The 11,221-nt window shown below is 52.7% G+C and carries 15 protein-coding genes; 7 read left to right on the forward strand and 8 right to left on the reverse strand.

All coding sequences use genetic code 11. The features are described 5' to 3' along the window. The first annotated feature begins 35 nt into the window (after positions 1–35). The 3 genes from F3J26_RS10305 to F3J26_RS10315 all read left to right on the forward strand — a co-directional run bounded on the left by F3J26_RS10305 (position 36) and on the right by F3J26_RS10315 (position 2,102). Positions 36–425 (forward strand): VOC family protein, encoded by a 390-nt coding sequence (locus F3J26_RS10305; protein ID WP_008456956.1) that lies wholly within the window; start codon positions 36–38, stop codon positions 423–425. Between the two features lie 61 nt (positions 426–486). Continuing rightward, on the forward strand, positions 487–1,794 hold the full coding sequence (gene tilS, locus F3J26_RS10310; protein ID WP_166993613.1) for a tRNA lysidine(34) synthetase TilS: 1,308 nt from the start codon (positions 487–489) through the stop codon (positions 1,792–1,794). Continuing rightward, complete coding sequence (locus F3J26_RS10315; protein WP_166993615.1) at positions 1,791–2,102, forward strand: c-type cytochrome; 312 nt, start codon at positions 1,791–1,793, stop codon at positions 2,100–2,102. Before tilS ends, F3J26_RS10315 begins: the two co-directional genes overlap by 4 nt. A 55-nt stretch (positions 2,103–2,157) precedes the next feature. Here F3J26_RS10315 and rof read toward each other — a convergent pair whose 3' ends face one another. Together rof and F3J26_RS10325 are read right to left on the reverse strand one after the other, a co-directional pair. Then, positions 2,158–2,418, reverse strand: coding sequence for a Rho-binding antiterminator (gene rof / locus F3J26_RS10320; RefSeq protein ID WP_008456962.1), 261 nt, complete (start codon positions 2,416–2,418; stop codon positions 2,158–2,160). Next, complete coding sequence (locus tag F3J26_RS10325) at positions 2,405–2,605, reverse strand: YaeP family protein (protein WP_008456963.1); 201 nt, start codon at positions 2,603–2,605, stop codon at positions 2,405–2,407. Before F3J26_RS10325 ends, rof begins: the two co-directional genes overlap by 14 nt. A gap of 198 nt (positions 2,606–2,803) precedes the next feature. Here F3J26_RS10325 and F3J26_RS10330 point away from each other — a divergent pair, with 198 nt between their 5' ends. From F3J26_RS10330 to nlpE, 3 genes are read left to right on the forward strand one after another with little or no spacing between them, the layout of a single operon-like run. Beyond that, positions 2,804–3,346, forward strand: coding sequence for a YaeQ family protein (locus F3J26_RS10330; protein ID WP_008456965.1), 543 nt, complete (start codon positions 2,804–2,806; stop codon positions 3,344–3,346). Further along, on the forward strand, positions 3,343–3,765 hold the full coding sequence (gene arfB, locus F3J26_RS10335) for an alternative ribosome rescue aminoacyl-tRNA hydrolase ArfB (RefSeq protein ID WP_008456967.1): 423 nt from the start codon (positions 3,343–3,345) through the stop codon (positions 3,763–3,765). Before F3J26_RS10330 ends, arfB begins: the two co-directional genes overlap by 4 nt. Before the next feature lie 36 nt (positions 3,766–3,801). Beyond that, positions 3,802–4,491 carry an envelope stress response activation lipoprotein NlpE gene (gene nlpE, locus F3J26_RS10340; protein WP_008456969.1) on the forward strand — a complete coding sequence of 230 codons (690 nt, stop codon included), beginning with the start codon at positions 3,802–3,804 and terminating at the stop codon, positions 4,489–4,491. A 50-nt stretch (positions 4,492–4,541) separates the two neighbouring features. Here the strand turns inward: nlpE and proS are convergent, their stop codons facing one another. The 6 genes from proS to metN form a co-directional block, all read right to left on the reverse strand. Further along, positions 4,542–6,260: a proline--tRNA ligase gene (proS, locus tag F3J26_RS10345; protein ID WP_008456972.1), complete on the reverse strand. Its 1,719-nt coding sequence runs from the start codon at positions 6,258–6,260 to the stop codon at positions 4,542–4,544. A 110-nt stretch (positions 6,261–6,370) separates the two neighbouring features. Beyond that, the gene (gene tsaA, locus F3J26_RS10350; protein WP_166876662.1) at positions 6,371–7,078 is read right to left on the reverse strand and encodes a tRNA (N6-threonylcarbamoyladenosine(37)-N6)-methyltransferase TrmO; all 708 of its coding nucleotides are present in this window, start codon (positions 7,076–7,078) and stop codon (positions 6,371–6,373) included. After that, positions 7,075–7,479 (reverse strand): envelope stress sensor lipoprotein RcsF, encoded by a 405-nt coding sequence (gene rcsF, locus F3J26_RS10355; RefSeq protein WP_008456976.1) that lies wholly within the window; start codon positions 7,477–7,479, stop codon positions 7,075–7,077. The genes tsaA and rcsF overlap by 4 nt, the downstream gene beginning before the upstream one ends. A gap of 113 nt (positions 7,480–7,592) precedes the next feature. Further along, the gene (locus F3J26_RS10360; protein ID WP_008456978.1) at positions 7,593–8,408 is read right to left on the reverse strand and encodes a MetQ/NlpA family lipoprotein; all 816 of its coding nucleotides are present in this window, start codon (positions 8,406–8,408) and stop codon (positions 7,593–7,595) included. 30 nt (positions 8,409–8,438) lie between these two features. Beyond that, positions 8,439–9,092, reverse strand: coding sequence for a methionine ABC transporter permease MetI (locus tag F3J26_RS10365; RefSeq protein ID WP_008456980.1), 654 nt, complete (start codon positions 9,090–9,092; stop codon positions 8,439–8,441). Continuing rightward, positions 9,085–10,116 carry a methionine ABC transporter ATP-binding protein MetN gene (metN, locus tag F3J26_RS10370; protein WP_166993617.1) on the reverse strand — a complete coding sequence of 344 codons (1,032 nt, stop codon included), beginning with the start codon at positions 10,114–10,116 and terminating at the stop codon, positions 9,085–9,087. The genes F3J26_RS10365 and metN overlap by 8 nt, the downstream gene beginning before the upstream one ends. A 188-nt stretch (positions 10,117–10,304) precedes the next feature. Here metN and gmhB point away from each other — a divergent pair, with 188 nt between their 5' ends. Then, positions 10,305–10,865 carry a D-glycero-beta-D-manno-heptose 1,7-bisphosphate 7-phosphatase gene (gmhB, locus tag F3J26_RS10375; RefSeq protein ID WP_008456984.1) on the forward strand — a complete coding sequence of 187 codons (561 nt, stop codon included), beginning with the start codon at positions 10,305–10,307 and terminating at the stop codon, positions 10,863–10,865. Positions 10,866–11,221 lie beyond the last annotated feature (356 nt).

An 11,221-nucleotide genomic window follows, 5' to 3' on the forward strand; every position in this document is an offset into this window, starting at 1 on the left:
ATGATTACCTTGCCTGAAGTGACTAAGGAGATTTTATGCTGGGTTTAAAGCAAATTCATCACGTCGCGATTATCGCGTCGGACTACGAACGCAGTAAGCAATTCTATTGCGATGTGCTGGAGTTTACGCTGGAAGCGGAAGTTTACCGCAAAGAGCGGGACTCCTGGAAAGGCGATCTGGCGCTGAACGGCCAGTACGTTATTGAGCTATTCTCTTTTCCGTTTCCGCCTGTACGCCCAAGTCGCCCGGAGGCCTGCGGGCTTCGTCACCTGGCATTCAGCGTGGAAAACATTGACCAGGCGATTACGCATCTGGAAAGCCACGGCGTGAAATGCGAGCCCATCCGCATCGATCCCTATACCAACAAACGTTTCACCTTCTTCAGCGATCCCGACGGCCTGCCGCTGGAACTTTATCAGCAGTAAACCTTGCCAGCGCCGCGAATGCCCGGTAATTTGCCGGGCAAACCCCTCGTAACGACAAACTATGACTAGCCGCGAACTTCAGTCTTTTCTGCATCCTCACCGCCAACTGCTGGTGGCGTTTAGCGGTGGGCTGGATTCGACGGTTCTGCTGCATCAAGTCGTTACCCTGCGAGATACTCTGCAACCTGAGTTGAATATCAGGGCGATGCATATCCACCATGGGCTCAGCCCGAGAGCAGACAGCTGGGTGGAACATTGCCGGGCAATTTGTGAGAAGTGGAACGTGCCCTTCGAAGTGGCTTATGTTCAGCTTCCCTCCGGCGGCCAGGGGATTGAAGGGGAAGCGAGGGCGGCCCGCTACCAGGCGCTTTCTGACTCGCTTTTGGCAGGTGAAGTGCTGCTGACGGCACAGCATTTGGACGACCAGTGTGAGACCTTCCTGTTGGCGCTTAAACGCGGCAGCGGCCCGGCCGGGCTGGCGTCGATGCCTGCGATTTTGCCTTTTAGCGACACATTATTATTGCGCCCGTTGCTGGCAACTTCGCGCGCACAGCTTGAGGAATGGGCTGGCGTTCACCGGCTAAGCTGGATTGAGGACGAAAGTAATCAGGACGATAAGTATGACCGGAATTTCCTGCGTCTGAGAGTCGTTCCTCTGCTGCAGCAAAGATGGCCCCATTTTTCCCGCAGCGTTGCCCGCAGCGCTGCGTTATGCGGTGAGCAGGAACAGCTGCTTGATGAACTGCTTGCCGAACAGCTGGATAACTTGATGTCACCCGAGGGCGCGCTGCATATTGAGTCGATGCTGGCGATGAGTGAGGCACGGCGATTTGCCCTGCTGCGGCGCTGGCTCTCCTGGCATCGGGCTGCGATGCCGTCCCGGGTTTCTCTTCAACGTTTATGGCAGGAAGTCGCTTTAAGTCGGGAAGATGCCAATCCTCGCCTTCGCCTGTGCGAACATGAAATCAGGCGTTTTCAGGGGGAACTGTATTGGGTTCCGCTGCTGACCATTGATCGGGAAAAAAGCTATTTATGGCCCGCACCTTATCACCCCCTGAATCTCCCTGGGCTGGGAATGATTTTACTCAGCGAGAAGGGAATGCCGGTGCGTGCGCCAGCAGAGGACGAAATTGTTAGCCTGCGTTTTAAGGCTTCGGGTTTGCTGCATATTGTCGGCCGTGATAAAAGGCGAACGCTGAAAAAAATCTGGCAGGAATTGCGCATTCCGCCATGGGAACGTGACGCCACGCCGCTGCTGTTTTATGGCGAGCAACTTATCGCTGCGCCGGGTATTTTTGTCACTCGTGAAGGACAAGCTACGGAACATTCATGCTGGCACATAGACTGGCAAAAGGGAGTTGAGCAATGAAAAAAGTCGTATTACTGCTTGGGCTGATAGCCTGCAGTTTACCTGCTCTGGCGAAAGGCGATCCCCAGGCCGGGGAAGCGAAGGCCATGACCTGCGTTGCCTGCCATGGCATGAGTGGGAAAGCTTCTGCGCCGCTGTACCCAAACATTGGCGGGCAGAGCGAAGCTTATCTGGAGCATTCGCTTCAGGCCTATAAAAAAGGGGAGCGCAGCGGTGGGCAGGCAGAAATCATGAAGGCTTACGTCAGCGGGCTTTCAGACGAGGATATCTCTGATTTGGCGGCCTACTACGCCTCAATGAAGCCGTAAACAAAACGGGCAGCCTCGATAGCTGCCCGTTTTGTTTGAGATGGGGTGATCAGATTTATTCGACGCTCACCACGATAGTGCCGATTTCGGGGTGGCTAAAGCTGTTAATTTTATCGAGGCGTAACTCACGCGTAGCGCCAGCGTTATCGACAACCAGGTATTCGACGTTTTTACGAGAAACCAGATCGCTCGCTTTGGCTTTCAAAACCTCCCCGTCTTTTAACTCCAGCGTCAGTAACAAATGATGCTGGCAGGCGAGCTCGAGATTGTCATAATCATCACAGTTGATGGGTTGATACGCATCATTCATTGACATAATCGCTCACCAGTAAGTTCGCGGCAGCATAAGCCGCCTGTTCCCTGACCGACTCCGATACGGCCTCGCTGGAGGCAACTTCGTTCAGAGCCTTCAATACGCATCCTAAGGCATCAGGAATATAGCCTAAATCGCCGCTGGCAATTTCCGCATAGCGTTGCCGAACTAATTCACAATACTTTTCCACATACCCTCCTCTCAGAGTCCCGACTTCAGACCTACTCGTGGGGTCAAGTCTAAGCCTACGAAGATAAACTCTGTTTAGCAAGGTGACTATACCACAGCAATGTAACCGATATCAGCCACGCAAATATACCCATCATACTCAGAGCCGAAGGAGTGTTATTTCGCTACAATAGCGCGCAATTGTGTATGGAGAAGTGTGATGGCGTTAAAAGCGACAATTTATAAGGCGACGGTAAATGTGGCCGATCTCGATCGTAATCGGTTTCTGGACAGCAGCCTGACGCTGGCGCGTCATCCCTCGGAAACGCAGGAGCGCATGATGCTGCGCCTGCTGGCATGGATTAAATATGCGGATGAGCGTCTGGAATTTACCCGTGGTCTCAGCGCAGAAGACGAGCCGGAAATCTGGCGTAAAAACGATCACCTTGGCATTGATTTGTGGGTAGAACTAGGGTTACCGGAAGAACGTCGGGTCAAAAAAGCCTGCAGCCAGTCGGCTGAGGTGGCATTGTTTACCTATAATAGTCGGGCGGCGGAAATTTGGTGGCAGCAAAACCAGACCCGCCTGAGCCAGTTTAAAAACCTGTCCATCTGGTATCTGGATGACGCACAGCTGGCGAAGCTAAGTGAGTTTGGTACGCGCACCATGAACCTGCAGGCGACGATTCAGGATGGCGCAATCTGGCTGTCCGACAGCGAGAATAATCTGGAAATTCACTTTACGGCCTGGCTGCAACAATGATTTCCGTGTCGCGAACGGTCGTTATCCCGGACAATGAAGTCACGATTACCGCGATTCGCGCCCAGGGGGCGGGTGGGCAGCATGTGAATAAAACCTCAACGGCGATTCATTTGCGCTTTGATATTCCTGCCTCTAGCCTGCCGGAGTCGTATAAGATACGTCTGCTGGCGGTAAGTCACCATTTGATCACGCCTGAGGGCGTGGTGGTGATTAAAGCCCAGGAATACCGAAGCCAGGAGATGAACCGCGAAGCGGCGGTGGCTCGCCTGGTTTCATTGATACAAGAACTCACCGTAGTGCAGAAGAGCCGCCGTGCCACAAAGCCGACGCGGGCTTCTAAAGAGCGGCGTCTGGCCTCAAAGGCGCAGAAATCGACAACCAAAGCACTACGCGGCAAAGTTCGTCGTCATCCGGAGTAGCGACGAACATTGGGACAACGGCATAAGGAATGAAGCATGAAGAAGAGTCTTCTGGCTGCGCTGGCAGCGCTCAGCCTGTTCACGCTATTTGGCTGTAATAATCGTACGGAAACGCAAACTTTGATCCCGGCTCAGGCGGCGGAATTGAAACCGATGCAGCAGAGCTATCGCGGCGTAGTGCCGTGTGCGGATTGTGAAGGGATTGAAACCTCGCTGTTCCTGGAAAAGGACGGCACCTGGGTGATGAACCAGACTTACCAGGGTAAAGGAGCCTCATTTGCCAGCTACGGTAAATGGGCGCGGACTGCAGATAAACTGGTCTTAACCGACAGCGAAGGCGAGAAGCAGTATTACCACCCTAAAGGCGACAGCCTGGTGATGCTGGATCGTGAAGGCAATCCGATTGATTCGCAGTTCAACTACACGCTAAAAGCGGTGGATGCGAAGCTGCCGTCAACGCCAATGCCGATGAAAGGCAAGTATAAATACATGGCTGACGCGGCGGTATTCCAGGACTGTGCGACCGGTAAAACCTTTGCCGTTGCGGATAATGCCGAGCTCGAAAGAGCCTATGCGGCAGCGCGCGGCAAGAACAGCGCGCCAATCCTGCTGGTGGTAGAAGGGCACTTTACGCTGCAGGCTTCTCCAGACAGTGGGGAGTTACAAAAAGCGCTGGTCGCGGATAAGGGTGCGAAGTTTAAGCCCGGCAAAGAGTGTAACGACTAAAACGAAAAAGCCCGTCCAGATGGACGGGCTTTTTTATGCTCAGCGGTTAATTAGCCTTTGATCTGCTTCACCAGGAAATCAACGATCTCGTTGGTTTTGATCATCTGCTTCTCACCGGCACGGCGATGTTTGTATTCGATCTCTTCGTTGTCGAGATTGCGGTCGCCGATAACGATAGTGTGAGGAATACCAATCAGCTCCATGTCGGCAAACATCACGCCTGGACGCTCTTTACGATCGTCCAGCAGCACGTCGATGCCCTGCGCGCGCAGCGTGGTATACAGCTCTTCAGCCAGCTGCTGCACGCGGAATGACTTGTGCATGTTCATTGGCAGAATCGCAACGTGGAACGGGGCGATAGCGTCCGGCCACAGAATACCGCGATCGTCAAAGTTCTGTTCAATCGCAGCCGCGACCACGCGGGTAACACCGATGCCATAGCAACCCATGGTCAGGGTCTGGTTACGGCCATCTTCACCCTGAACCGCGGCTTTCAGCGCTTCAGAGTACTTGGTACCCAACTGGAAGATGTGACCCACTTCGATGCCGCGCTTGATCATCAAGGTGCCTTTGCCGTCCGGGCTTGGATCGCCAGCCACAACGTTACGGATATCCGCAACTTCTGGCAGCGCAACATCGCGTTCCCAGTTAATGCCGATAAAGTGTTTGCCGTCGATGTTTGCGCCAGCGGCGAAATCACTCATTGCCGCAACGCTGCGGTCAATCACAACTGGAACAGGCAGATTGATTGGACCCAGGGAACCAGGACCGGCTTTCACGATGTCGCGAATTTCTTGTTCGGTGGCGAATGTTAGCGGACTTGCTACCTGCGGCAGTTTCTCAGCCTTCACTTCGTTCAGCTCGTGATCGCCACGAACCAGCAAAGCAACCAGCGGATAAGCGCTGCCTTCGGTGGCTTTCACCAGCAGAGTCTTAACCGTTTTCTCGATTGGCAGGTTGAACTGCTCAACCAGCTCGGCGATAGTTTTTGCGTTCGGGGTGTCGATTTGGCTCATTTCAGCGGTTGGCGCTGCGCGGCCTGCTGCCGGCGCTAAAGCTTCAGCGAATTCGATGTTTGCCGCATAGTCTGAGCTGTCAGAGAAGATTACATCGTCTTCACCGCTTTGGGCCAGTACCTGGAACTCATGGGAAGCGCTGCCGCCAATAGAGCCGGTATCTGCCTGAACGGCACGGAAATCCAGACCCATACGGGAGAAAATCTTGCTGTAAGCCTCATACATCTTGTCGTAGGTTTCCTGCAGGGATTCCTGAGACGTATGGAACGAGTAGGCGTCTTTCATCAGGAATTCGCGAGAACGCATTACGCCAAAGCGTGGGCGCACTTCGTCACGGAATTTAGTCTGGATCTGGAACAGATTCAGCGGCAGCTGCTTGTAGGAGCTCAGTTCGTTGCGAATCAGGTCGGTGATCACTTCTTCGTGGGTTGGACCCAGCACGAAAGGACGTTCGCCACGGTCAACAAAGCGCAGCAGCTCCGGGCCGTATTGTTCCCAACGTCCACTCTCCTGCCACAGGTCGGCGGGTTGAACCACCGGCATGCACATTTCGATAGCACCTGCGTTGTTCATTTCTTCACGCACGATGTTTTCGACTTTCTTCAGGACGCGCAAACCGGTTGGCAGCCAGGTGTATAAACCGGAGGCCAGCTTGCGGATCATCCCGGCGCGCAGCATCAGCTGGTGGCTGACTACTTCAGCGTCGGCAGGTGTCTCCTTCAGAGTGGAGAGCAGATATTGGCTAGTACGCATGTTGTTACGGTTCCATTTGAACGGCAGAGCGCAGGCCAGCGGCGGCCTGCTTCAAAAAAAGTGGTTTAGTTTACCAGTGTGGCAGAGATGTCAAAAGAGAGAGGGCTAAATTAACTCGTTTCGAGAGCGAACACTTCAAAACCGTGTTCTGTGACGCGCCAGCGAACGTTAAAGTCCAGCAGCAGAACGGCGTAAGTTTTCCCGACATCTTCACCTTTACGATAGGCAGGACGAGGGTCCTGAGCAAGCACCTGACTGATAAAACGCGCAAGATGCGGATAGCGTTTTTCCAGCCCGGTCAACTGATGCTGCACTTCTGGTGTAAACATCACAGGCATGTCCGCCTGCGGAGCCTGCTGTGCATAGCCAGCACGTGCGTCCGGCACGGCTTCTGCAAATGGCAGGTACGGTTTGATATCTACAATGGGCGTGCCATCCACCAAATCCAGACTGCCGAGCTGTAAGATCACTTCATCTTTTTGGCAACGAATACCTTTAAGCTCAACCAGCGACATGCCGATTGGATTCGGGCGAAACGTGGAGCGCGTAGCAAACACGCCCATTCGCGCGTTGCCGCCAAGCCGGGGAGGACGTACGGTTGGGCGCCAGCCGCCTTCCATCGTTTGGTGAAAGACAAACAATAGCCACAGGTGGCTAAACTCTTCCAGCCCACGAACGGCATCGGCCTGGTTGTAAGGCGCAAGCAGACGCAGTTCACCGCCGCCGTCTTTGACCAGACCGGGCTGACGCGGGACGGCGAACTTTTCTTTATAAGGGGAGCGAATAACGCCTATTTGTGCAAATTGAAATGGGGTCATTGCGCCGAAACTTGCAGCGCGGAGCCAACGCAAACAGCCTGACGGTAGCACCCTGGCGTGCCGGTGGTGATGTCGCAGCTGTGCTGCAGGACCGCATTGGCTTTCATTTTGGAGGCATTAATCTGCATGCGTTTACGTGCTGTCGGGATATTCGGGGGAGAATCCTGATTGCTTGCCTGGCAAGACTCGCCGCTGACTTCGCCTAAATCACGGAACGGTTTACCCACCAAGTCTTCTGCGTTGGTGTAGATTCTGACCGGAACAGGGCGAGGCGCTTTCGGTTTCTCTGTTTCTGTCTTCGGCGCAGCTGCCGTGCTTTGAACGGGTTCTACTGGGGATCTGCTTAGCATTGAACAGCCGCTCAGCGCGAAGGCTAATAAACAGATCGGTAAAGCACGCATAATATTTCCTCAATGAATGTAAAACGGGGAACATTGAAGCAAGCTCGAACCAAAATAACAAGGCGGGCTTGCGCCCGCCTTTAATTATTTACGTAAAACTGAAGAATGGAAACTTACCAGCCTTTAACCGCGCCGCCGTTAAAGACTTTGTTAGCCGCTTCGTTCACTTCGTCAGACTGATAGGCCTGAACGAACTTCTTCACGTTTTCTGCATCTTTGTTGTCTTCACGAGAAACGATCAGGTTCACGTAAGGCGAGTTTTTGTCTTCAACGAAGATACCGTCTTTCGCTGGTGTCAGGCCAATCTGGCTAGCGTAAGTGGTGTTGATGATGGCCAGAGCAATCTGCGCATCGTCAAGAGAGCGCGGCAGTTGCGGTGCTTCCAGCTCAACCAGTTTCAGATTTTTTGGGTTCTCGGTGACATCCAGCACGGTTGGCAACAGACCAACGCCGTCTTTCAGTTTGATCAGACCTTCTTTCTGCAGCAGCAGCAGAGAACGGCCGAGGTTAGTCGGGTCGTTTGGCAGTGCTACCTGAGAACCCGGCTGCAGTTCAGCCAGTGATTTGATTTTTTTGGAGTAGCCGGCAATTGGATAAACAAAGGTATTGCCTACGGAAACCAGCTTATAACCACGATCTTTGATCTGCTGATCCAGGTAAGGTTTGTGCTGGAAGGCGTTAACGTCGATATCGCCTTTGCTGAGTGCTTCGTTTGGCAGGACATAGTCGGTAAAGGTCACCAGCTCAACATCGAGGCCATACTTCTCTTTAGCCACTTTCTGAGCCACTTCCGCAACCTGCTGCTCAGCGCCAGCAATCACGCCGACTTTAATGTGGTTTGGATCTTTCTCTTCCTGACCGCAACCCACCAGGGCCAGAGAGCCAATCAGAGCGCCGACCGCGGCGAACGTTTTAAAGTTAAAAGCCATGTCCTTTTCCTTGTATGAATGCAGTTGTGTTTATTTGTGTGTAACAGCCCGGACGATACGATCGCCAGAGAATTGAATTAAGTAAACCAGCACGACCAGCAGAACCAGTACGGTATTCATTACGGTAGCGTTGTAGCCGATGTACCCGTACTGATAGCCAATCTGCCCCAGACCACCGGCACCGACGGCACCACCCATAGCAGAATAGCCCACTAAAGTGATAAGGGTAATCGTCGCGGCGTTGACCAGGCCTGGAAGTGCTTCTGGAAGCAGTACTTTACGAATGATTTGCAGCGGCGTAGCGCCCATCGCGCGTGAAGCTTCAATCAGGCCGGTTGGAATTTCCAGCAGGGCATTTTCAACCATACGCGCAATAAACGGCGCGGCACCAACGGTCAACGGAACGATAGCAGCTTGCAGGCCGATAGACGTTCCTACGATGACGCGAGTAAAAGGGATCATCCAGACAAGCAGGATAATGAATGGAATAGAACGGAAAATGTTAACGATCGCCGAGAGGCTGCGGTAAAGCTTCGCATTGGCGCTGATTTGCCCAGGACGAGTGATGTAAAGCAGCACGCCGACTGGCAGACCGAGCACAAATCCGAAGAAACCGGAAACAAAGGTCATGGCCAACGTTTCATATACGCCGCGAGCCAGTAACCAAATCATTGCTTCAGACATAACCCAGCACCTCTACTTTCACGTGTTGCTCCTGCAGCCAGGCAATAGCCGCTTGCGTATCTTTTGGCTCGCCGTGCATTTCACACAGCATGATGCCGAACTTCACGCCACCGGCATAATCCATCTGCGCGCTAATAATGTTGCTGTTCACGTTGAAGGTACGTGCTGTTTCTGAGAGCAGTGGGGCATCGACCGACTGGCCAGTGAACTCCAGGCGTAATAAAGGTACCGCATTTTCTTTATGCTCTGCGTCCAGACGCTGCGCGTAATCTTCCGGCACGTCGAGGTGCAGTGTGGACTGAATAAACTGCTGCGCCAGAGGCGTTTTCGGATGGGAGAACACTTCGCTCACCGTATCCTGCTCAATAAGCTCGCCGTTGCTGATCACGGCCACGCAGTCACAAATACGTTTGACCACATCCATCTCGTGGGTGATAAGCAGAATGGTCAGGCCCAGGCGGCGGTTAATGTCTTTCAACAGCTCCAGAATAGAGCGGGTTGTGGCTGGGTCCAACGCGCTGGTAGCTTCGTCACACAGCAGGACCTTTGGGTTGCTGGCAAGCGCACGAGCAATCGCGACGCGCTGCTTCTGACCGCCGGAAAGGTTTGCAGGCCAGGCATCGTGCTTTTCACCTAAACCTACTAAGTCCAGTAGCTCGGTAACGCGACGTTTAATCTCTTCTTTTGGCGTGTTATCCAGCTCGAGCGGCAGAGCGACGTTACCAAAAACGGTACGCGAAGAAAGCAGATTAAAGTGCTGGAAGATCATACCGATCTGGCGGCGGGCTTTGGTTAACTGGGTTTCAGAAAGCGTTGTCAGGTCCTGACCGTCAACCAGAACTGAACCTTCGGTTGGACGTTCAAGCAGGTTTACACAGCGGATAAGGGTGCTTTTCCCCGCACCGGACGCGCCAATCACGCCATAAATTTGCCCGGCAGGTACGTGCAGACTGACATTGTTCAATGCCTGTATGCTGCGGTTTCCCTGCTGGAACACCTTGGTGATATTTGAAAGTTTAATCATTGAGTTATTTATTATCGTATCTGTATTAGCCGTGGAATTTTCTGCTACCAGTAACCAAAGTTACCGTAATCGATATGGATGTTAAGGCATCCAGACGTCTAAATCAATCAGCGAGTGAAGGACTGTTCTCTCCTTATTACTAAATCATGCGATACTAAACGTCATTAACCCGTTTCAGGAGTTCTCAAGTGGCACAGTCCGTACCCGCTATTTTTCTCGACCGCGATGGCACCATTAATGTCGATCATGGCTATGTATATGAAGTTGACCGATTCGAGTTTATTGATGGTGTTATAGAAGCAATGCGCGAATTAAAAGAGATGGGCTTTGCTCTGGTGCTGGTGACTAACCAGTCCGGCATTGCGCGCGGGATGTTCACCGAGGCTGACTTTGAAAACCTGACCGAATGGATGGACTGGTCGCTGGCGGACCGCGGCGTCGATCTCGATGGCATCTATTATTGCCCTCATCATCCGGATGGGAGCGTGAAAGAGTTTAGCCAGACTTGTGACTGTCGCAAGCCGCAGCCTGGCATGCTGATTTCTGCCCGTGACTTCCTGCACATTGATATGGCTTCTTCTTATATGGTCGGCGATAAAATTGAAGATATGCAGGCTGGTGCTGCCGCAATGGTGGGGACTAAAGTGCTGGTTCGCACCGGAAAACCAGTGACAGAAGCAGGTGAGGCGGCCGCAGATGTGGTTATTAATAGCCTCGCAGACCTGCCAAAACTCATCAAAAAGCGCTAAAAATAAGCGTTTCGTTTAAAAAGTAGGCTATCAGAAAGTTTTTTCAAATTAGGGGTTGTCAGGCTCTGAGAACTCCCTATAATGCGCCTCCACTGACACGGCGAAGCGGCTTCGAAAGCGGCTTCACAACCCGGTAGTCAGTCAGACGAAAGCGAAAATAAACGCTTGACTCTGAAAGAGGAAAGCGTATTATACGCCACCTCGAGTTAGCAAGCGAAAGCGACTGACTCACTGCTCTTTAACAATTTATCAGACAATCTGTGTGGGCACTCGCAGGATTGATATCTCAGCATCTTCGGATGCAAACAAATATCAAGTCTTGAAGAGTGACTACTGATTTTATAAACAGTTTTAAT

The organism is Enterobacter sp. Ap-867 (assembly GCF_011752855.1).
Lineage (GTDB): Bacteria > Pseudomonadota > Gammaproteobacteria > Enterobacterales > Enterobacteriaceae > Cedecea.

Excerpts from the sequence above, each read along its gene's own strand:
- metN (WP_166993617.1), bottom strand. The coding sequence starts at position 10,116 with ATGATTAAACTTTCAAATATCACCAAGGTGTTCCAGCAGGGAAACCGC.
- rcsF (WP_008456976.1), bottom strand. The coding sequence starts at position 7,479 with ATGCGTGCTTTACCGATCTGTTTATTAGCCTTCGCGCTGAGCGGCTGT.
- tilS (WP_166993613.1), top strand. The coding sequence starts at position 487 with ATGACTAGCCGCGAACTTCAGTCTTTTCTGCATCCTCACCGCCAACTG.
- F3J26_RS10360 (WP_008456978.1), bottom strand. The coding sequence starts at position 8,408 with ATGGCTTTTAACTTTAAAACGTTCGCCGCGGTCGGCGCTCTGATTGGC.
- F3J26_RS10315 (WP_166993615.1), top strand. The coding sequence starts at position 1,791 with ATGAAAAAAGTCGTATTACTGCTTGGGCTGATAGCCTGCAGTTTACCT.
- rof (WP_008456962.1), bottom strand. The coding sequence starts at position 2,418 with ATGTCAATGAATGATGCGTATCAACCCATCAACTGTGATGATTATGAC.
- F3J26_RS10330 (WP_008456965.1), top strand. The coding sequence starts at position 2,804 with ATGGCGTTAAAAGCGACAATTTATAAGGCGACGGTAAATGTGGCCGAT.
- tsaA (WP_166876662.1), bottom strand. The coding sequence starts at position 7,078 with ATGACCCCATTTCAATTTGCACAAATAGGCGTTATTCGCTCCCCTTAT.
- F3J26_RS10365 (WP_008456980.1), bottom strand. The coding sequence starts at position 9,092 with ATGTCTGAAGCAATGATTTGGTTACTGGCTCGCGGCGTATATGAAACG.
- F3J26_RS10305 (WP_008456956.1), top strand. The coding sequence starts at position 36 with ATGCTGGGTTTAAAGCAAATTCATCACGTCGCGATTATCGCGTCGGAC.
- nlpE (WP_008456969.1), top strand. The coding sequence starts at position 3,802 with ATGAAGAAGAGTCTTCTGGCTGCGCTGGCAGCGCTCAGCCTGTTCACG.
- proS (WP_008456972.1), bottom strand. The coding sequence starts at position 6,260 with ATGCGTACTAGCCAATATCTGCTCTCCACTCTGAAGGAGACACCTGCC.
- arfB (WP_008456967.1), top strand. The coding sequence starts at position 3,343 with ATGATTTCCGTGTCGCGAACGGTCGTTATCCCGGACAATGAAGTCACG.